General features: G+C 63.9%; 13 protein-coding genes and 2 tRNA genes. 8 read left to right on the forward strand and 7 right to left on the reverse strand.

All coding sequences use genetic code 11. From position 1 onward, the window contains the following. The first annotated feature begins 106 nt into the window (after positions 1-106). Positions 107-1195, forward strand: coding sequence for a GGDEF domain-containing protein (locus tag Q9246_RS15400; RefSeq protein ID WP_306391491.1), 1089 nt, complete (start codon positions 107-109; stop codon positions 1193-1195). Positions 1196-1272: 77 nt separating this feature from the next. On the opposite strand, the gene Q9246_RS15405 is transcribed toward Q9246_RS15400, so the two are convergent. Beyond that, a tRNA-Asp gene (locus tag Q9246_RS15405) sits at positions 1273-1349 on the reverse strand. Positions 1350-1389: 40 nt separating this feature from the next. Further along, a tRNA-Val gene (locus Q9246_RS15410) sits at positions 1390-1465 on the reverse strand. A 394-nt stretch (positions 1466-1859) separates the two neighbouring features. Between Q9246_RS15410 and Q9246_RS15415 the strand changes: the two genes are divergently transcribed. Both Q9246_RS15415 and Q9246_RS15420 read left to right on the forward strand, forming a co-directional pair. After that, entirely contained in the window at positions 1860-4088 is a 2229-nt protein-coding gene (locus Q9246_RS15415) for a TonB-dependent receptor (RefSeq protein WP_306391492.1), read from the forward strand. A gap of 387 nt (positions 4089-4475) precedes the next feature. Next, positions 4476-6287, forward strand: coding sequence for a S8 family peptidase (locus tag Q9246_RS15420; RefSeq protein WP_306391493.1), 1812 nt, complete (start codon positions 4476-4478; stop codon positions 6285-6287). Here the strand turns inward: Q9246_RS15420 and Q9246_RS15425 are convergent. After that, positions 6277-7275 carry an AraC family transcriptional regulator gene (locus Q9246_RS15425; protein WP_306391494.1) on the reverse strand — a complete coding sequence of 333 codons (999 nt, stop codon included), beginning with the start codon at positions 7273-7275 and terminating at the stop codon, positions 6277-6279. The two genes, Q9246_RS15420 and Q9246_RS15425, sit on opposite strands and share 11 nt — an antisense overlap. Before the next feature lie 60 nt (positions 7276-7335). On the opposite strand from Q9246_RS15425, the gene Q9246_RS15430 reads away from it, so the two are divergent. The 3 genes from Q9246_RS15430 to Q9246_RS15440 all read left to right on the forward strand — a co-directional run bounded on the left by Q9246_RS15430 (position 7336) and on the right by Q9246_RS15440 (position 10501). Then, complete coding sequence (locus tag Q9246_RS15430; RefSeq protein WP_306391495.1) at positions 7336-8364, forward strand: aldo/keto reductase; 1029 nt, start codon at positions 7336-7338, stop codon at positions 8362-8364. Between the two features lie 77 nt (positions 8365-8441). Then, on the forward strand, positions 8442-9530 hold the full coding sequence (gene dinB, locus Q9246_RS15435) for a DNA polymerase IV (protein ID WP_306391497.1): 1089 nt from the start codon (positions 8442-8444) through the stop codon (positions 9528-9530). 74 nt (positions 9531-9604) lie between these two features. Then, the gene (locus tag Q9246_RS15440) at positions 9605-10501 is read left to right on the forward strand and encodes a recombination-associated protein RdgC (RefSeq protein WP_306391498.1); all 897 of its coding nucleotides are present in this window, start codon (positions 9605-9607) and stop codon (positions 10499-10501) included. 168 nt (positions 10502-10669) lie between these two features. Here Q9246_RS15440 and Q9246_RS15445 read toward each other — a convergent pair whose 3' ends face one another. Continuing rightward, a complete protein-coding gene (locus Q9246_RS15445) occupies positions 10670-12301 on the reverse strand; it encodes a catalase (RefSeq protein ID WP_306391499.1) in 1632 nt (543 codons plus the stop codon). A gap of 114 nt (positions 12302-12415) precedes the next feature. Next, positions 12416-12901: an asparaginase domain-containing protein gene (locus tag Q9246_RS15450; protein WP_306391500.1), complete on the reverse strand. Its 486-nt coding sequence runs from the start codon at positions 12899-12901 to the stop codon at positions 12416-12418. A 136-nt stretch (positions 12902-13037) separates the two neighbouring features. Here Q9246_RS15450 and Q9246_RS15455 point away from each other — a divergent pair, with 136 nt between their 5' ends. Next, on the forward strand, positions 13038-13793 hold the full coding sequence (locus tag Q9246_RS15455) for an L-asparaginase (RefSeq protein WP_306391502.1): 756 nt from the start codon (positions 13038-13040) through the stop codon (positions 13791-13793). A gap of 6 nt (positions 13794-13799) precedes the next feature. Here Q9246_RS15455 and Q9246_RS15460 read toward each other — a convergent pair whose 3' ends face one another. Then, positions 13800-14792 carry a D-2-hydroxyacid dehydrogenase family protein gene (locus Q9246_RS15460; RefSeq protein WP_306391505.1) on the reverse strand — a complete coding sequence of 331 codons (993 nt, stop codon included), beginning with the start codon at positions 14790-14792 and terminating at the stop codon, positions 13800-13802. A gap of 360 nt (positions 14793-15152) precedes the next feature. Here Q9246_RS15460 and Q9246_RS15465 point away from each other — a divergent pair, with 360 nt between their 5' ends. Beyond that, positions 15153-17018: a phosphoenolpyruvate carboxykinase (GTP) gene (locus Q9246_RS15465; protein WP_306391506.1), complete on the forward strand. Its 1866-nt coding sequence runs from the start codon at positions 15153-15155 to the stop codon at positions 17016-17018. Positions 17019-17304: 286 nt separating this feature from the next. On the opposite strand, the gene uvrA is transcribed toward Q9246_RS15465, so the two are convergent. Continuing rightward, positions 17305-20154: an excinuclease ABC subunit UvrA gene (gene uvrA / locus Q9246_RS15470; protein ID WP_306391507.1), complete on the reverse strand. Its 2850-nt coding sequence runs from the start codon at positions 20152-20154 to the stop codon at positions 17305-17307. Positions 20155-20239: the final 85 nt, after the last annotated feature.

Consider the following 20239-nt stretch of genomic DNA (forward strand, 5'->3'; position numbering starts at 1 on the left):
CGTCGCATGGGCCATGCCTAAGGTTCCCGATAGAGGACAGGCAATGATCGATATACAGACTTTTCTTCTTGCCCTAGGGATCGGTAACGTCGGCTTTGCGATCTTGATGGCAGGATATACCCACGGCGCAGAGCGCAATCCGGGCTTGCAGCTGTGGATGTGGGCGCGCCTGGGCATGGGGCTGAGCCAGCTGGTCGGCTGGGCCCGTCCCTTCCTGGGCTTGCCCTTCCTCGGTGGGCTGGAAGGCATCGGCTGGATCTTCGCGGTGTCGCTCGAGATGGCGGCCTACTGCGTGTTTTTCGGTTTCACGCGCTGGGGCCGGCTGCTGTTGCCGATCGCCGTGCTGTCGTCCGCGGTGGTGATCGCGGCCGGCAGCCACGGCGCCAGCAACGCCCAGCTGAGCGCGCTGGTGGCGGGCGTGGTCGCCCTGTTCGCCGCCGCCATGGCCTGGGTCTTGCTGCGCCGGCGCCATGCTTCCCTGCTGCAGCGGATCATTGGCATCAACGATGCGCTGTTCGCCGTCGCGGTCACGCTGTGGGCCGGCTCGACCCTGCTGGGCAAGGGGCCGTTCGACCACACGCTCGCGCGCGAAGCGGCCTACCTGGCCGGCTACCTGCTCATGATCGTCAACGGCTTCGGCTTCCTGTTGCTGTGCAAGCAGAAAGACGATGCGCGCATGGCCAGGCTGGCCTCCACCGATTGCCTCACTGGCCTGCCCAATCGCCATGCCTTCCTGGAACGCGCCGAGCGCGCGCGCCTGGGCGCCCAGCGCCAGCGCCATCCGCTGGCGCTGATGATGATCGATATCGACCACTTCAAGCAGATCAACGACCGCTGGGGCCATGCCAGCGGCGACGATGCCCTCCAGGTCTTCGCCCGCACCGCGCGCGACGTGATGCGCGAGCACGAGACCATCGGCCGCCTGGGCGGCGAGGAATTCGCGATGATGCTGCCGGGCGCCGACATCGACGCCGCGGTGCAGGCCGCCCAGCGCCTGCGCCTGGCCGTGCGCGCCGCCAATGTGATCACCAGCGGGCCGAGCTACACGATGACGGTCAGTATCGGGGTGGTGGTGCTCGATCCGAACGAGGATTTGAGTGCGGCGCTGGCGCGCGCCGACCATGCGCTGTATGCGGCCAAGCGCGCAGGACGCGATCGGGTGGAAGTCGGGGATCCGGTACGCCGCCGTGCGTGACGTCAAACATCGACTACGCAAGCGGAACCCGGAAAAAGAAAAAGGGTCCGACGAATCGGACCCTTCTTCCTTGATGCTGGCGGAGCGGACGGGGCTCGAACCCGCGACCCCCGGCGTGACAGGCCGGTATTCTAACCAACTGAACTACCGCTCCGTTTACTCTGATCGTACCTTCGATCAACCATCGAGATGCTTGGTGGGCGCTGAGAGGCTCGAACTCCCGACCTAATCCTTGTAAGGGATCCGCTCTACCAACTGAGCTAAGCGCCCATCTCGGTGGTTTCTATCTGAAGCTTGTCATTGCTTCCGAAGAGGCCCGAATTATAGAGGCTGGCTTTCATGGTCTGCAAGGGTTTTTCGAAAAAAATTCAAAAACTTGATATGCGGCCCAAAACGGATGGCCGGAAGGCAGAGCCCGAACCGGCACATCTGCATGTGTTGTAATCAAGACGTCACACGCGATATTTACTTGCCGTCGTATGGACCATTCACGGACAATACCGCCTTTGACAAGTCGGCAACCTTGAAAACATCGCAAAGATGAGCGCCTCAGATGCGCATTGCCGAGGGCGGGTCATATCCGCTCGCGCACCCGGCGGGGGTAGCGTCCATAAGAAGAGGAACGGGGACATCGGTTCTTTTTTTAATCACCAGGAAACACTCCATGACCAAGATGTCCAAGATGCACAAGCGCGTTACCCGCGCGCATGGCGCAATGCTGGCGCTGTCCGCCGCGTTGCCGATCGCACCGGCGATGGCCCAGGCCACCACCGAGACCGCCCAACCCCTGCAACTGCAATCCGTCACCGTGACGGCCCAGCGCCGCACCGAGAACATCCGCGACGTGCCGGTCTCCGTCACCGCGCTCAAGGGCGATAAACTCGACGTGCTGGTGTCCGGCGGCGACGATATCCGCCTGCTGGCCGGCAAGGTGCCGAGCCTGAACGTCGAATCGTCGAACGGCCGTACCTTCCCGCGCTTCTATATCCGCGGCTATGGCAATACCGACTTCAACACCTTCGCGTCGCAACCGGTCTCGCTGGTGTACGACGACATCGTGCAGGAAAACCCGATCCTCAAGGGCTTCCCGATCTTCGACCTGGCCAGCGTCGAAGTGCTGCGCGGTCCGCAAGGCACCCTGTTCGGCCGCAACACCCCGGCCGGCGTCGTGAAATTCGAATCCGAGAAGCCGAACCTGAAGAAGGTCGAGGGCTACTACAACCTGTCGGCCGCCTCGCACTACACGATGAATGCCGAAGGCGCCGTCAACGTGCCTCTGTCGACCAATGTGGCGATGCGCGTGTCGGCCGTCGGCCAGCACCGCGACGACTACGTCAACAACTTCAGCGACGTCGCCAAGACCCAGAAGCGCGGTGAACTCGACGGCTATAACGAGCACGCCGAACGCGTCCAGTTCTTGTACAGCAAGGACGGCTTCAGCGGCCTGCTGGGCTTCCACCAGCGCCAGACCAATGGCAGCGCACGCCTGTTCCGTGCCAACCTGATCAAGAAGGGCAGCAACACCTTCGCCGACGGCACCGACCTGGACGACATCGTCACCAACGCCCAGAACTTCCAGAGCCTCAAGACCAACGGCATCAACCTGCGCCTGCAATGGGACCTGGGCAACTACAAGCTGCACTCGATCACCGGCTACGAGCACATCATCGATTACTCGAGCCGCGGCGACATCGACGGCGGCACGCCTGCCGGCCCGGGCTTCATCCCGTTCCAGGTCGAGACCAATGGCTATATCGAGAACCTGGACCAGTACACGCAAGAATTCCGCCTCGAGTCGCAATACACCGGCCCGTTCAACTGGCAGGCCGGCCTGTACTTCTTCGACGAAGACGTGACTGGCGGCAGCGACAACTTCAACAGCACCACCTATGCGCGTACTTCGCGCCTGCGCTCGACCCAGAAGAACGAAGCCTGGGCCGCCTTCGCATCGGCGAGCTACGACCTGACCCCCGACTGGACCATCCGCGGCGGCCTGCGCTACACCAAGGACGAGAAGGAATTCCGCACCATCGAAGCGACCAACGTCGTCCAGATCGGCCCGTCGTCGGTGGAAGAAAGCAAGGACAAGATCAACTGGGACGTGTCGGCCACCTACAAGCTGACCCCGACCGTGAACGTGTACGGCCGCGCCGCCACCGGCTTCCGCGCGCCGAGCATCGCCGCCGCCTCGGCCGAAGTGCCGATCACCGTCGCCGATTCCGAGACCATCAAGTCGTTCGAACTGGGCGTGAAGGCCGACCTGTTCGACCGCCGCGCGCGCTCGTCGTTCTCGATCTATGACTACACGATCGAAGACCAGCAGCTGACCGTGGTGGGCGGCAACTCCAACGTCAACCGCCTGATCAATGCCGACAAGACCAAGGGCCGCGGCGCCGAGTTCGACTTCGAAGCGGCCGTCAGCACCGCCCTGCGCGTGAGCGCCGGCGCCAGCTACAACTACACGCAGATCCGCGACGGCAGCCTGTCGGTGAACAAGTGCGCGCAGTGCACCATCACCAATCCGCTGAACGCCGTCGGCCGCGTGATCATCGACGGCAACCCGCTGCCGCAGGCGCCGCGCTGGACCTTCAACGCGACCGCCCGCTACGGCGTGCCGTTCCGCGATGGCGAGCTGTACGTCTTCACCGACTGGTCGTACCGCAGCAAGATCAACTTCTTCCTGTACGAGGCGACCGAGTTCACCGGCGCGCCACTGACCGAAGGCGGCGTGCGCGTCGGCTATATCTTCGGCAACGGCAAGTACGAAGTCGCTGCATTCGGCCGCAATATCCTCGACCAGCGCCGTATCACCGGCGCCATCGACTTCAACAACCTGACCGGCTTCACCAACGAGCCGCGCCAGTGGGGCATGCAGTTCAAGGGCAATTTCTGATCATTCAGATCGCCTGATCCCGAACCGAGAGGCCGCGCATTGCGCGGCCTTTTTTTCGTTCTGAGGGCCTGGATGTGACAAAAATGCCGTAAGTGTGACATGAACGATGATCTACTAATTACCTTATTCGCAATGCATATGTGTTCAATATCTTAATCGTGGCATGAAATATTCTGTGTAATTAAAAAATCGCCGAACAAATCATGTATTTGAAAAAATCGACGATTTAACCGTTGTATGCACGCCGAAAACGGTTGGAAATTGCGCTGACGACTCTTCCTTTCGCGCTACGCTGGGCTCGCCGCAATCAGACGGCACCGGCACTGCCGGTTCACAACGACACAAGCAAACCATCGCTTGACGGAAAATCTTGGATAAGGAAGAACCATGAAGCAAACGCATTCGATTCGTCCGACCGTATTGAAGATGTGTGCAGCGCTCGCGCTCGCGCTGGGTTCCGCCTCGGCCTTCGCGGCCGCAGGCGATGCCGGCGCCGGCGCACCGCAGTTCATCGTGGAGACCGACCGCATCATCGTGAAGTACCGCGATTCCAAGGCCGCCGCCAACGGCGCCATGGCGAAAGTCGCCGCCCTGAGCAGCGACCGCAAATCGAAGCTCGACCGCGCCGGCCAGCAGTTCGGCGTGGTGGTGAGGGAAAGCCATGCCATCTCGACCGGAGCCCAGGTGTTCAAGCTCGATCGCAAGCGCCACCTGAAGGAAGTGCAGTCGCTGGCGGCCGAGATGATGGCGCGCGACCCGGCCATCGAGTACGCCGAGCCGGACCGCATCATGACCCATATGGCGACGCCGACCGACCCGCGCTATACCGACCAGTGGCACTACTTTGAGGCCGCCGGCGGCCTGCGCCTGCCGACCGCCTGGGACAAGTCGACCGGCAGCGGCGTGGTGGTGGCGGTGATCGATACCGGCTACCGGCCGCACGCCGACCTGTCCGGCCAGCTGCTGGCCGGCTATGACTTCATCAGCACCGCCGCCATCGGCAACGACGGCAATGGCCGCGACAGCGATGCCAGCGATCCGGGCGACGCCGTGGTGGCAGGCGAATGCGGCGGCGGCCAGCCGACGCGCGACCAGGGCTCGAGCTGGCACGGCACCCACGTCGCCGGCACGGTGGCGGCGCGCACCAACAACGGCGCCGGCGTCGCCGGCGTGGCGTACAACGCCAAGGTCGTCCCGGTGCGCGTGCTGGGCAAGTGCGGCGGCTATACCTCGGACATCGCCGACGCCATCACCTGGTCGTCGGGCGGCAGCGTGTCGGGCGTGCCGGCCAATGCCAACAAGGCGCGCGTGCTGAACCTGTCGCTGGGCGGCGGCGGCGCCTGCGACTCGACCACCCAGAACGCGATCAACGGCGCGCGCTCGCGCGGTGCGGTGGTGGTGGTCGCGGCCGGCAACGACGCCGTCAACGTCAGCAACGCCAGCCCGGCCAACTGCTCGGGCGTGATCGCGGTGGCGGCCACCGGCCGCACCGGCGGGCGCGCTTCCTACTCGAACTACGGCAACCTGGTCGACGTGGCGGCGCCGGGCGGCGACGGTGCGTATGGCGTGCTGTCGACGCTCAACACCGGCACCGGCGCGCCGGCCTCGGACAGCTATGCGGCCTACCAGGGCACCTCGATGGCCACCCCGCACGTGGCCGGCGTGGCGGCGCTGATGCTGGCGCTGAACGCCAACCTGACGCCGGACGACATCGAGAGCAAGCTGAAGTCGACCGCGCGCGCCTTCCCGGCCAGCTGCTCGGGCTGCGGCACCGGCATCGTGGACGCCACCGCGGCGGTCAACTCGGCCAGCACCGGCGGCACGCCCGCCACGACCCTGGCCGAGAGCGAGTCGAACAACACGATCGCCACCGCCAACCTCGTCAGCTCGGGCAATACGACGGTGAACGGCAATATGGGCTCGACCAGCGATACGGATTACTTCCGCGTCGACCTGCCGGCGGGTAAGACGCTGAGCGCGATCCTGACCCCGGGCCTGGGCAGCGCCGACTACGACCTGTATGTGTACAACAGTTCGGGCACGCAGCTGGGGACCAGCCAGAACGGGGCGGGCGCGGTCGATAGCGTCAGCTCGGCCAACACCGGCAGCAGCACGGCGACCCGCTATGTGCGCGTGACCTACTACAGCGGCGGCACCGGCGCTACCAATGGCAAGTACGCGCTGAAGCTCAGCTGGTAATCGCCTCGTCCGGATGACGGGCACGCGCGGCGTCGGTCGCGCGTTTTTTTTGCCGGTACATCCCCGGCGCGCAACCGCTGCTGCGCTTGAACGCGGCGCTGAACGCGCTCTCGGACGCGTAGCCGAGACGCCAGGCGATCGTCGCCACCGGCGTGTCTTCCGCGCGCAGCGCCTGGCGCGCCAGCCGCATGCGCCAGGCCTGCAGGTACTGCAGCGGCGCCATGCCGACCAGCTGGCGGAAACGCAGCGCCAGCGCCGAGCGCGACATCGCGACTTCCTGCGCCAGTGCCTCGACGCTCCAGCGCCGTTCGGGCGCGCCGTGCAGCAGGCGCAATGCGGCGCCGATCTTCTGGTCGGCCAGGGCGGCGAGCCAGCCGTGTTGGGCGCTGCCTGGCTCACGCAGGGCCTGCACCAGCGCGATGCGCGCCAGCCCGTCGGTGACCAGGCGCGCTCCCGCATCCGGCGCATTCGCTTCCTTGCCATACAACGCCAGCAGCGCGCGCAACGCCGGCGCGGCCTGCGCATCGGCGCGGATGTGCAGCTCGGGCGGCACCACCTGCTCCAGCAGGTCGCGTTGCAAAGCGTCGAATTCGAAGCGGCCGGCGATCATGTCCATGCGATCCGCTCCATCCGGATCGCCCCACATCATGGTATCGCCGCGCAGCGCCGCGAAATGGGCCACGCCATCCTGCGCCGGCAGTGCCGGATCGGTGGCGGCGATATATGGCCGGCCGCTGCGCATCAGCAGACAGTCGCCGGCCTCGAGCCGGTAGGGCTGCGCGTCGCCCTCGACCTGCACGTACAAGTCGCCGCGCAGCAGGGCGATGAATTTCAGGTAGGGATAGGCCGGAAAGCGCAGCGCCCACGGGCCGCCGGCCGTCATGCGCAATGCCGCGCCGCTGCGGACCTCGAGCAGGGCCAGCACGTCGGAAAGGGGATCGGAAGCGGGTTCTGGACGGTCGCGCATGAACGGTGGAGGACGCAGCATGGTGGGCCGCGCCGCCCGATTCTACACTGGCCCCATCGCTTCGTTTAAAAGGTCCCCCTCATGCAATACCGACGACTCGGCAACTCCGGCATCATCGTCTCGCGCCTGTGCCTGGGCGCCATGACCTTCGGCGGCGCCGCCACGCCGCCCTACGACAAGGTCGGCGGCCTCGACCTGGCCGCCACCGAGCGCCTGGTGGGTTCGGCGCTGGACGCCGGCATCAACTTCATCGACACCGCCGACGTGTATGCCGACGGCGAATCCGAAAGCCTGCTAGGGCAGGCGCTGGCAGGGCGGCGCGAGCAGGTGGTGCTGGCCACCAAATTCCACGCGCCGATGGGCAAGGGTCCGAACGACGCCGGCCAATCGCGCCTGCACTTGACGCGCGCGCTCGAGGCCAGCCTGCGGCGCCTGCGCACCGACCACATCGACCTGTACCAGATCCATAACGTCGACGAACTCACGCCGATGGAAGAAACCCTGCGCGCGCTCGACGACGCGGTGCGGGCCGGGAAGATCCGCTACATCGGCTGCTCGAATTTATCGAGCTGGCAGACCGCCAAGGCGCTCGGCCTGTCGCAGTTGCACGGCTGGTCGTCGTATGTGTCGGTGCAGGCCTGCTATTCGCTGGCGGTGCGCGACGTCGAGCGCGAGATCCTGCCGCAGGTGCAGGACGCGAACCTCGGCCTGATGGCCTGGAGCCCGCTGGCCGGCGGCCTGTTGTCCGGCAAATTCGACCGCGCCGGCAGCAGCGATCGGGATGCACGCCGCATCCATATCGACTTTCCGCCGATCGCGCCGGAGCACGGCTACACCGTGATCGATGCCGTCAGGCGCGTGGCGGCCCGGGTCGACGCCACGCCGGCCCAGGTGGCGCTGGCCTGGCTGCTGGGGCGGCCCGGCGTGACCACCGCCATCGTCGGCGCGCGTCGGCCGGCGCAGTTGCAGGACAACCTGGGGGCGCTCGAGCTGGCGCTGTCAGGCCAGGACCTGCAGGAACTCGACGCCGCCAGCAGCCTGCCGGCCTTCTATCCGGGCTGGGTGCAGGCGCTGACCAACGTCCACCGCAACGGCTACCTGGCGCGCTAGCGGCTTGCGCCAAACGGGATTTCGGACGATACTGTATGCAATTACAGTAGTCCTCCCCACGCGGGGCGGTCTCTAAGGTGAATGCCCCGGTCCGAAAAATCATCCACTGCGATTGCGATTGCTTTTATGCGTCGGTCGAGATGCGCGACGACCCGTCGTTGCGCGGCCGTCCGCTGGCGGTCGGCGGCCGTCCCGACCAACGCGGCGTGGTCGCGACCTGCAACTACGAGGCGCGCCGCTACGGCATCCATTCGGCGATGGCCACCGCCACCGCCATCAAGCTGTGTCCCGACCTGCTGGTGATTCCGCCGGCGATGGAGAAGTACCGCATCGCCTCGCGCCAGATCATGGACATCTACCAGGACTATACCGAGCTGGTAGAACCGCTCTCGCTCGACGAAGCCTATCTCGATGTCACCGATTCGCCGCACTGCAAGGGCAGCGCGACCCTGATTGCGCAAGAGATCCGGCGCCGCATCTTCGAGATCGTCGGCATCACCGCCTCGGCCGGCGTGGCGCCGAACAAGTTCGTGGCCAAGATCGCCAGCGACTGGAACAAGCCCGACGGGCTGTTCCTGGTGCGGCCCGATGAAGTCGACGCCTTCGTCGCGGCGCTGCCGGTCAAGAAGCTGCATGGCGTGGGCAAGGTGACGGCCGAAAAGATGAACCGGCTCGGCCTGCAGACCTGCGCCGACCTGCGCACGTGGAGCATGGACAGGCTGCAGGAACACTTCGGCAGCTTCGGGGCGCGGCTGCATGATCTCAGCCGCGGCATCGATCACCGCGAAGTGAACGTGTCGCGCGAGCGCAAGTCGATCAGCACCGAAGAAACCTATACGCCCGACGTACCCGACCTGGCCGCCTGCCTGGCCCTGCTGCCCGATCTGCACGAACACCTGCTGGGCCGCATCAAGCGGGCGAATGCCGAAAAATTCATCAACAAGCTGTTCGTAAAAATTAAATTTTCGGACTTCCAGCAGACGACGGTCGAGTGCGTGGGTTACGCGCCACATATTCCGACCTATGCGCGACTGATGGAAACCGGCTGGGCCCGCGCCAGCCGCCCCGTGCGTCTGCTGGGCGTGGGCGTGCGCCTGGGCGACACCGAAATAGTCGAGCAATTGCGGCTGTTCGACGATGTTCTGGACGAATCGACAAGGTCCTGAGCTTTTTATGCGACGTTGCCATGTAGCAGCGTAGAATATCGATCCTTTGAAATACTGACACAACCGGAAAACCTATGTGGTTCAAGAATCTACAGATTTACCGTCTGCCGGCCCCATGGGCCTACACCCCTGAACAACTGGAAAAAGCCCTCGAGCCGCAGAGCTTCGTGCCTGCCACCAGCAATGAATTGCTGCGCCAGGGCTGGGACAAACCGCGCCCGAACGGCGGCCTGGTGCACGTGGTGAACAAGCAGATGCTGATCATGCTGGGCACCGAAAAGAAACTGCTGCCGGCATCGGTCATCAACCAGGTGGCCAAGGCCAAGGCGGCCGAGCTGGAAGAGCAGCAGGGTTTCCCGCCTGGTAAGAAGGCGATGAAGGAACTGAAAGAGCGCGTGGCCGACGAACTGCTGCCGCGCGCGTTTACCCTGCGCAGCAATGTCTGGACCTGGATCGACCCGGTCAATGGCTGGCTGGTGGTCGATGCCGCGAGCCCGGCCAAGGCCGACGACATCGTGAAAATGCTGCTCAAGGCCGTCGACAAGATGCCGCTCGAATCGCTGCGCGTGCAGAAATCGCCGGTGGCCGTGATGACCGGCTGGCTGGAAGCCGATGAAGCGCCATACGGCTTCACGATCGACCAGGACACCGAGCTGCGCGCGACCGGCGAAAGCCGCGCCGCCGTGCGCTATGTGAAGCACACGCTGGAACCGGACGATATTCGTCGCCACATCGCCGCCGGCAAGCAGTGCACCCGCTTGGCCATGACCTGGAACGACCGCGTCAGCTTCGTGCTGACCGAATCGCTGGCGATCAAGGGCATCAAGCCGCTGGACGTGATCAAGGAAGGCGAGAGCCCGACGTATAACGATGATGAGCGGTTCGATAACGACATCATGTTGATGACGGGTGAGCTGGCCAAGTTGCTGGCCGATGTGGTTGACGCACTGGGCGGCGAAGCCAAGGCGTAATCCGTTTACCCCTGGTGCGATGTTGTGGGGGGGGGGGGGGGCCCNGAGCTGGCCAAGTTGCTGGCCGATGTGGTTGACGCACTGGGCGGCGAAGCCAAGGCGTAATCCGTTTACCCCTGGTGCGATGTTGTGGGGTGGACGGCTCGCCGTCCACCCCACGTGGTCGTATTATTTTGCGGCTGCGACTTCTTCGCTGGTGGCCGGTTCCGTCTTCCGACCCGCATCCCCACCATTCTCCAGCTCTCCGCTGGTATACGTCGCCCCCTGCCGATCCTCATGCGGCGCCGGCCGGTTCGGCAACGGCGGCAGCGCCTTCGCCTTCTCCAGGTCAATCCCGGCGATCTCCGCCACGCGGCGGCCGTAATCCTCGTCGCAATGCCACAGATGCCACACCATGCGTAGCTGGATCGGTTCCGGGCACTGTTTCAGGTCGCCCCCGACGTTGTTGACCAGGTCGTCGCGCTCCCAATCCTCGAAGGTCCGATAACGCGCGCCAGCCTGCTTGTAATCGTCGCGCGTAGTCGTGGTCTGGTAGCGGCCCAGGTGGCCTTCGACCCACGGCCGGTATTCGTAACCCGGCGTATCGGCCTCCTGGTAGCCACCGACCAGGCTCGGCTCGTAGTTGATGTGCTTGTTCTCGCCATCGCCATCCACATAGAACGTCATCTGGCCGTCGCGCTGGTTGGTTTGGGCCTTGGCTTTTTCTTGTGGTGCGTTGATTGGCAATTGCAGGTAGTTCGGCCCCACGCGGTAGCGCTGGGTGTCCGAATACGATAGCGTCCGCCCCTGCAGCATCTTGTCGTCCGAGAAGTCGACGCCGTCGACCAGCACGCCGGTACCGAAGGCCGACTGCTCGGTTTCGGCGAACACATTGTCCGGGTTCTTGTTCAGCACCATGCGGCCCACCGGCAGCAGCGGGAACTGGTCTTCGGGCCAGCGCTTGGTATCGTCGAGCGGGTCGAAATCGAGCTCGGGATGCGGGCCGTCGGCCATGATCTGCACGCAGAATTCCCACTCGGGATAATCGCCGCGTTCGATCGCATCGTACAGGTCGCGCGTGGCGTGGCTGGTGTCGCGGCCCTGGATCTCGGCGGCCTGTTGCGCCGTCAGGTTGCGTACCCCCTGCCTGGGCTGCCAGTGGAATTTGACCAGGTGGGCAATGCCCTTGTCGTTGACCAGTTTATAGGTGTTGACGCCCGAGCCTTCCATCTGGCGATAGTTGGCAGGAATGCCCCATGGGCTCTTGACCCAGGTGACCATGTGCAGCGCTTCGGGATGGCTACAGATGAAGTCGTAGAAGCGCCATGGCTCTTGCTGGTTGGTGACGGGATCGGGTTTGAAGGCGTGGATCATGTCCGGGAACTTGATCGCATCGCGGATGAAGAACACCTTGAGGTTATTGCCCACCAAATCCCAGTTGCCATCGACGGTCTTCAGCTTGACCGCGAAGCCGCGCGGATCGCGTGCGGTTTCAGGCGATTCCTTGGCGCCGATCACGGTCGAGAAGCGAACGAATACCGGGGTCTGCACACCGGTCTCGTTGAGCACGCGCGCACAGGTATATTTGCAGGCCGGTTCGTCGCCGATCTTGCCGTAGGCTTCGAAGTAGCCGTGGGCGCCGGTGCCGCGCGCATGCACGACGCGCTCGGGGATGCGTTCGCGGTCGAAGTGGGTGATCTTCTCGATGAACTGGTAGTTCTCGAGCGTGGCCGGACCACGTTCGCCGACCGAGCGCAGGGACTGGTTATCGCGGACTGGATGGCCTTGCCGGGTGGTTAGCGTGGGACGCTGTTCGCTCATGGCTTTCTCCTTTGAAGCGGTGTCAGAGAAAGCCAGTATAGAAAGTCGGGCAGCAAGGCAGCGCGCGGCTGCCTTCGCTTTTAATCCTTATCAAAAGGACCGTGGAACTATCGCTTACAGCTGCTGGAACACGCCTTCGCTGCGGTTCTTGGTCACGTTATCCCATGGGAAAACCTGGCCATTCATGGCGACGTAGACGCCGGCCGGCAAGGCCTGCGCCACGCCGCAGGCAAAGCCCAGGTTGAACAGCGCGTCCGAGTTGGTAATGGAATACGGGATCATGGCGCCGGTCAGCACGATGGTCTGGTCGAGCTTGGCGGCGCCGAGGACGGCGGCCGTCTCGCGCATGGTGTCGGTGCCGTGGACGATCACGATCGCCTTCTCGCTGGCGGCCTTGCAGGTGGCCAGCACGCGCTCGCGGTCGGCGTCCTGCATGTCGAGCGAATCGAGCAGCGGCAGCACGTCGAGCGCGACCGGCACCGTCATGCGGCTGCGCTTGATCACCTCTGGCAAATGGCTTTCAGCAAAGCCAAGCACGCCGTTCAATTCATTGTAATGCTTGTCGAAAGTGCCACCGGTGGCGATGAGTCGCAAAGTCATGTTGGTTTATCCACTCGCAGAAAAAAGGTGCGTCATGATAGCCGCAAACGGTAGTGTATCCGACCCTGAAGCGCTAGAATCGTCCGGATTGGATGAGTACACCGATCGTTTTCCTTCCCTCTCTTTTCCCCTGACCATGAAAGCAGTCGCACCCGGCACCGTCATCTTCCACCGTCATCGCGGCTATGGCGTGATCACCCACGTCAACCTGCTCACCGGCTGGATCTCGGCGCGTTTCAACGACGAGGCGCGCGCGCTCGACCTGAACCTGTCGAGCGACGAAGTGCAGCATGCCGACGGCGAACCGATCCTGTTCCGGCGCGCGCCGCCAGACCGCATGCCGCATGCGCGCCTGATGGCCGTGGTCCGTGCATTGCACGAGGCCGGCTACCAGAAGCTGTACCTGTATTCGTGGCCCAAGCCGTCCGGCCTGCACTGGCGCTGGCATCTGTTCACCGGGCCGCGCAACTGGATGCAGCGCACCTGGCGCGAAGGCTGGTATGGCTCGGGCGCCGACTACAACAACAATCCCGTGATGGGCTGGGGCGACGTGCCCGGCGCTACTACCGATGAACTGATCCACGCGCTGGCGAAATTCGATCCGCAGGGATTGGCGCAGGCGCTGGGCCGCGACGAAGACCATACCGCCTGGTTCGCGCAAGCCTGCGAGCTGCTGCTGCCGGGCTATATGTACAGCCTCAATATGGAACGTCCCGCGGGCGGCGGCCTGGTCGAAGCGCCGCCGGTGCCGATCGTGCCGGTGCGCGCCGGCCTCAAGCCTTATACGGGCCGCGACATCGGCTGGCCGCCGGGCTGGGCCGGGCTCTGGACCGGCACCCATGTGATGCCGGCGCCAAAGGTCAATCTCACGGGCGAGCCCGAGCTGCGCTGAAATCGTTCAGCGCTTGCCCAGCGCTTCCGGATTGAGGATATTGCTCGGTTCGCCTTGCGCGAACTTCACGATGTTCGCGAACGCCGCCTGGAAATAAATTTTGTAGCTGTCTTTTTCGACATAGCCCAGGTGCGGGGTCGCCAGCACGGTCGGGATGCGCAGCAGGGGCGCATCCTGGGCCAGGGGTTCGCTGGTGAACACGTCCAGCGCCGCGGTGCCGGGGCGACCTTGTTTCAAGGCTTGCTCGAGCGCGCCCTCCGCCACCAGTTCGGCGCGGCTGGTGTTGACGAAGAGCGCGTCCGGCTTCATGCGCGCCAGGTCGCTGGCGGTGACGATGCCGCGCGTCGATTCGGCCAGCCGCAGGTGCAGGCTCAACACGTCGGCCTGTTCGAACAGCGCGTCGCGCGAGGACGCCGCCTCGAAGCCGTCGGCAATCGCTGCCGCGCGGCTGGCCTCGCTGCCCCAGACCAGTACACGCATCCCGAAGGCGCGCGCATAGCCGGCCACCAGCTTGCCGATCTTGCCGTAGCTCCAGAGGGCAAGGGTACGACCGTGCAAGACCCGTCCGACACCGTTCAGCACGGGATTGACCGACGCCGTCTGCCACAAGCCATCTTTCAGATTATTTGCATAGGGCACGATCTTGCGGCTGGCCGCCATGATCAGGGCCCAGGTCAGCTCGGCCGGCGCAATCGGCGAGCCGACGCCCTCGGCAATGGCGATGCCGTGTCCGGTCGCGGCGGCCACGTCGATATGGCCGCTGACCTTGCCCGTCTGCGAAATCAGCTTCAGGTTCGGCAGCTTGCCCAATAAACTGGCGGGAAAGGCGGTGCGTTCGCGGATCAGCACCAGGGCGTCGAATGGCGCCAGGCGAATCGCCAACTGGCCGAGTCCACGGGTGGAATTCTGGAAGACCTTGACCTCATGGCCGTCGAGCAGTCGGAAGCAGTCAAGACTGCGCACGGCGTCCTGATAATCGTCAAGAATCGCGATTTTCATCGGTGTTGTCACAGTTATATCAATTAAACGTAAACAAATAACACGATAGGGCAGATGCCCAAATAGCCTACTACATTACTAGGGTATTTCTCCTACTTTTTTGTAATAGAAGAGCCCGAAATGCGGTTTTACGGGTGTACAATCGGCGCAGAACTTAAGGGAATGACACGTATCCAACGGTGCTCATGAGTCGCACCGATCAGCCTTGCCAGAGGCTGCCGACCCGACCGCTGATCCATCGCGATCCTGACGCCATACCGCTTGCCCACCGTCGATCCCGACCGCAGGGCGCCCCGGCCAACCGACGATCCAGACCAGCGATCCACCCGAATTCTTAATTGGCATTTGGAGGTATCCCCCATGAACCAGCCCGTGATGGGCGGCGTCGCCGCACTGAACGTTCCAGCTTACATCAAACACCAAAAGCTCATCAATTGGGTGGCAGAAATTGCCGCCCTGACCAAGCCTGACAGCATCTACTGGTGCGACGGCTCGGAAGAAGAGTACGACCGCCTGTGCGCACAGATGGTCGAAGCGGGCACGATGAAGAAGCTCAATCCGGCCAAGCGTCCGAACTCCTACCTGGCCTGGTCCGATCCGTCGGACGTGGCGCGCGTCGAAGACCGCACTTTCATCTGCTCGACCACCAAGGAGCAGGCCGGCCCGACCAATAACTGGATGGAGCCGGCCGAGATGCGCCGCACCCTGCACGGCCTGTTCGATGGCTGCATGGCCGGCCGTACCCTGTACGTGGTGCCGTTCTCGATGGGCCCACTGGGCTCGCCGATCGCCCATATCGGTGTGGAACTGTCCGATTCGCCTTATGTGGCGGTGAACATGCGCATCATGACGCGCATGGGCAAGGCCGTCTACGACGTGCTGGGCAGCGAGGGTGATTTCGTTCCCTGCGTGCACTCGGTGGGCGCGCCGCTGGCCACCGGCCAGCAAGACGTGGCCTGGCCATGCAATGCGACCAAGTACATCGTGCACTATCCTGAAACCCGCGAGATCTGGTCCTTCGGTTCGGGCTACGGCGGCAACGCGCTGCTGGGCAAGAAATGCTTCGCGCTGCGCATCGCTTCGAACATGGGTTACCAAGAGGCGCAGCAGGGCGGCACCGGCTGGCTGGCCGAGCACATGCTGATCCTGGGCGTCGAATCGCCGCAAGGCGACAAGCAGTACGTCGCGGCGGCTTTCCCTTCGGCCTGCGGCAAGACCAACTTCGCGATGCTGATTCCTCCCAAGGCCTTCGATGGCTGGAAGGTGACCACCATCGGCGACGACATCGCCTGGATCAAGCCGGGCGCCGACGGCAAGCTGGTCGCGATCAACCCGGAAGCCGGCTATTTCGGCGTCGCCCCGGGCACCAATGAAAAGACCAATCCGAACTGCATGGCCTCGCTGCGCGAGAACGTGATCTTCACCAATGTGGCGCTGACCGACGACGGCGACGTGTGGTGGGAAGGCATGACGAAAGAAGCGCCGGCGCACCTGATCGACTGGCAGGGCAAGGACTGGACCCCGGCCTCCGGCACCAAGGCGGCCCATCCGAACGCGCGCTTCACCGTGGCCGCCACCCAGAACCCGGTGATCGACCAGGCCTGGGACGACCCGGCCGGCGTGCCGATCTCGGCCTTCATTTTCGGTGGCCGCCGCTCGACCACGGTGCCGCTGGTGACCGAGGCGCGCGACTGGGTCGAAGGCGTCTACATGGCGGCCGCCATGGGTTCCGAAACCACCGCCGCCGCCGCCGGCCAGATGGGCGTGGTGCGCCGCGATCCGTTCGCGATGCTGCCGTTCATCGGCTACAACATGAGCGACTACTTCCAGCACTGGCTCGACCTGGGCAAGAAAGTGGCCGCGATCGATCCGGCCGTGCTGCCGAAGATCTTCTGCGTCAACTGGTTCCGCACCGACGACAAGGGCAGCTTCGTGTGGCCGGGCTACGGCGACAATATGCGCGTGCTGAAGTGGATCCTGGACCGTTCGAATGGGGCGACCGGCGGCGTGGAACACCTGTTCGGCACCACGCCGAACTATGCCGACCTGAACTGGGAAGGCGTGGAGTTCAGCGAGCAGCAATTCAACCAGATCACCTCGATCGACAAGGATGCGTGGCGCGAAGAACTCAAGCTGCACACCGAGCTGTTCGAGAAACTGGCTTACCACCTGCCGCAAGAGCTGGTGGCGACGCGCGACAGGCTGGAAAAACAACTGGCCGCCTGACAGGCCGGCCCGGAGTGGGGGAGAGAGCCGTCATCAAGACGGCCTTATAAAAAAGAACAGGGGCAACGCCGGTGGCGTTGCCCCTGTTTTATTCGGGCCGCTGCGCTCGCACATTACTTGTGGCCCGCTGCGGAAAAACGTCGTTCCCGCGCAGGCGGGAACCTAAGTTTGTCAGCGTTGCGCCTACGATTAAAGCTACCGCTACGCCTGCAAAACTTGGGTTCTCGCCTGCGCGAGAACGACGTGCATACGCAACCGACCCGTTAGACAGGTGGGAGTTTCAGGCTCAACCCTTCAACAAAGGCTTCAGGTACTTGCCCGTCGGGCTATCCTTGACCTTGGCCACTTGCTCTGGCGTACCCGACGCCACGATCATGCCGCCGCCCGCGCCGCCTTCCGGTCCCAGGTCGACGATCCAGTCCGCGGTCTTGATCACGTCCAGGTTGTGCTCGATGATGGCGAGCGTATTGCCCTGGTCGCGCAGGCGGTGGATCACCTTCAGCAGCAGGTCGATGTCGGCAAAGTGCAGGCCGGTGGTCGGTTCATCGAGGATGTACAGCGTGCGTCCGGTGTCGCGCTTGGACAGCTCGAGCGACAATTTCACACGCTGGGCCTCGCCGCCCGACAGGGTGGTCGCGCTCTGTCCCAGCTTGATGTAACCGAGGCCCACGTCCAGCAGGGTCTGGAGTTTACGCGCGATGACCGGCACCGGTTTGAAGAACTCATGCGCATCCTCGACCGTCATGTCCAGCACTTCGGTGATGCTCTTGCCCTTGTACTGCACTTCCAGCGTTTCGCGGTTGTAGCGCTTGCCATGGCAGACGTCGCACGGCACGTACACGTCCGGCAGGAAGTGCATCTCGACCTTGATCACGCCATCGCCCTGGCAGGCTTCGCAGCGGCCGCCCTTGACGTTGAACGAGAAGCGGCCGGCACTGTAGCCGCGTTCCTTCGCGGTCGGCACGGTCGCGAACAGGTCGCGGATCGGCGTGAACAGGCCGGTATAGGTCGCCGGGTTCGAACGCGGCGTGCGGCCGATCGGCGCCTGGTCGACCGAGATCACCTTGTCGAAGTGTTCCAGGCCGTGGATCGAAGTATGCTCGGCCGGCTCGGTCTGCGAACCGTACAGGTGGCGCGACAGCGCCGGATACAGCGTGTCGTTGATCAGCGTCGATTTACCCGAACCCGACACGCCAGTCACGCACGTCATCAGGCCCACCGGCAAGGTCAGGGTCACATCTTTCAGGTTGTTGCCCTTGGCGCCCGTGATTACCAGCTGGCGCGCCGGATCGGACTTGGTACGCTTCTTCGGCACCTCGATCTTGCGCCGGCCGTCCAGGTATTGGGCGGTCACCGAATGCTCGTTGTTCATGATCTGCTCGAGCGTGCCTTCGGCAATGATCTGGCCGCCATGCACACCCGCGCCCGGACCCATGTCGACGATGTAGTCGGCGGTACGGATCGCGTCTTCATCGTGCTCGACCACCAGCACGCTATTGCCGATGTCGCGCAAATGCTTCAGGGTCGCGATCAGGCGATCGTTGTCGCGCTGGTGCAGGCCGATCGACGGTTCATCGAGCACGTACATGACGCCGGTCAGGCCCGAACCGATCTGCGAGGCCAGGCGGATACGTTGGGCTTCGCCGCCGGACAGGGTATCCGCGCTGCGGTCGAGCGACAGGTAATCCAGGCCGACGTTGTTCAGGAACTTGAGACGCGAAATAATTTCCTTGATCACGCGCTCGGCGATGTCCTTCTTGGCCCCAGTCAGCTCCAGGGTCTCGAAGAAGTTCAGGGTTTCGCGCAGCGGGCGATCCGACACTTCATAGATCGCGCGCTGCTGGACGCCCTGGCCGATCTTCACATAACGCGCTTCGGTGCGCAGGCGCGCGCCTTCGCACGCCGGGCATTTCTTCTCGTTGATGAACTTGGCCAGTTCTTCCTTGACCGCCATCGAATCGGTCTCGCGGTAGCGCCGCTGCAGATTGTTGACCACGCCTTCGAAGGTATGCTCGCGGATCACGGTGCGGCCGCGCTCGTTCACATAGCTGAACGGGATCGCGGTCTTGCCCGAGCCATAGAGCACGGCTTCCTGCGACGTTTTCGGCAATTGCTCGAAAGGCTTGTCGAGGTCGAAATCGTAGTGCGCTGCCAGGCTCTGCAGCATCTGGAAGTAGAACTGGTTGCGGCGGTCCCAGCCCTTGACGGCGCCGGACGCCAGCGACAGGTGGGGGAAGGCCACGATCCGCTTCGGATCGAAGAATTCGATATGGCCCAGGCCATCGCATTCCTGGCAGGCGCCCATCGGGTTGTTGAACGAGAACAGGCGCGGTTCCAGCTCTTGCAGCGAGTAACCGCACACATTGCACGCGAACTTGTTCGAGAAGACGGTTTCCTTCTCGGTGTCCATCTCGTAGGCCACGGCGCGGCCATCGGCCAGGCGCAGCGCGGTCTCGAAGCTTTCGGCCAGGCGCTGCTTGATGTCCGGGTTCACTTTGACCCGGTCGATCACGACGTCGATGCTGTGCTTCTCGGTCTTCTTGAGCTTGGGCAGTTCGTCGATCTCGACAATCTTGGCCGCGTTGACGCCGCTGGCCACGCGGAAGCGCACGAAGCCCTGGGCCTGCATGGCCTGGAACAGGTCGCCGTGTTCGCCCTTGCGGCCGGCCACGACCGGCGCCAGGATCATCAGCTTGGTGCCTTCGGGCATGGACAGCACCGCATCGACCATCTGCGACACGGTCTGGGCCGACAGCGGCTCATGCGGGTGTTGCGGGCAATACGGCGTGCCGACGCGCGCGTACAGCAGACGCAGGTAGTCGTGGATCTCGGTGACGGTGCCGACGGTCGAGCGCGGGTTGTGCGAGGTCGCCTTCTGCTCGATCGAGATCGCTGGCGACAGGCCTTCGATCAGGTCGACGTCGGGCTTTTCCATCAGCTGCAGGAACTGGCGCGCGTAGGCCGACAGCGATTCGACGTAGCGGCGCTGGCCTTCGGCATACAGGGTGTCGAAGGCGAGCGAGGATTTGCCCGAACCCGACAGGCCGGTGATGACGATCAGCTTGTTGCGCGGCAGGTCGAGATTGATGTTCTTCAGATTGTGCGTGCGGGCACCACGAATGCGAATTTCTTCCATTAAGTTCGGCAGACTTTCTATCAGTTTTTGCGGGGCCGCATACGCCAACGTCGCGTTAGGCGGGCCAATCGGGGAGAACCCGTAA

It is taken from the genome of Telluria beijingensis, from assembly GCF_030770395.1.
GTDB lineage: Bacteria > Pseudomonadota > Gammaproteobacteria > Burkholderiales > Burkholderiaceae_D > Telluria > Telluria beijingensis.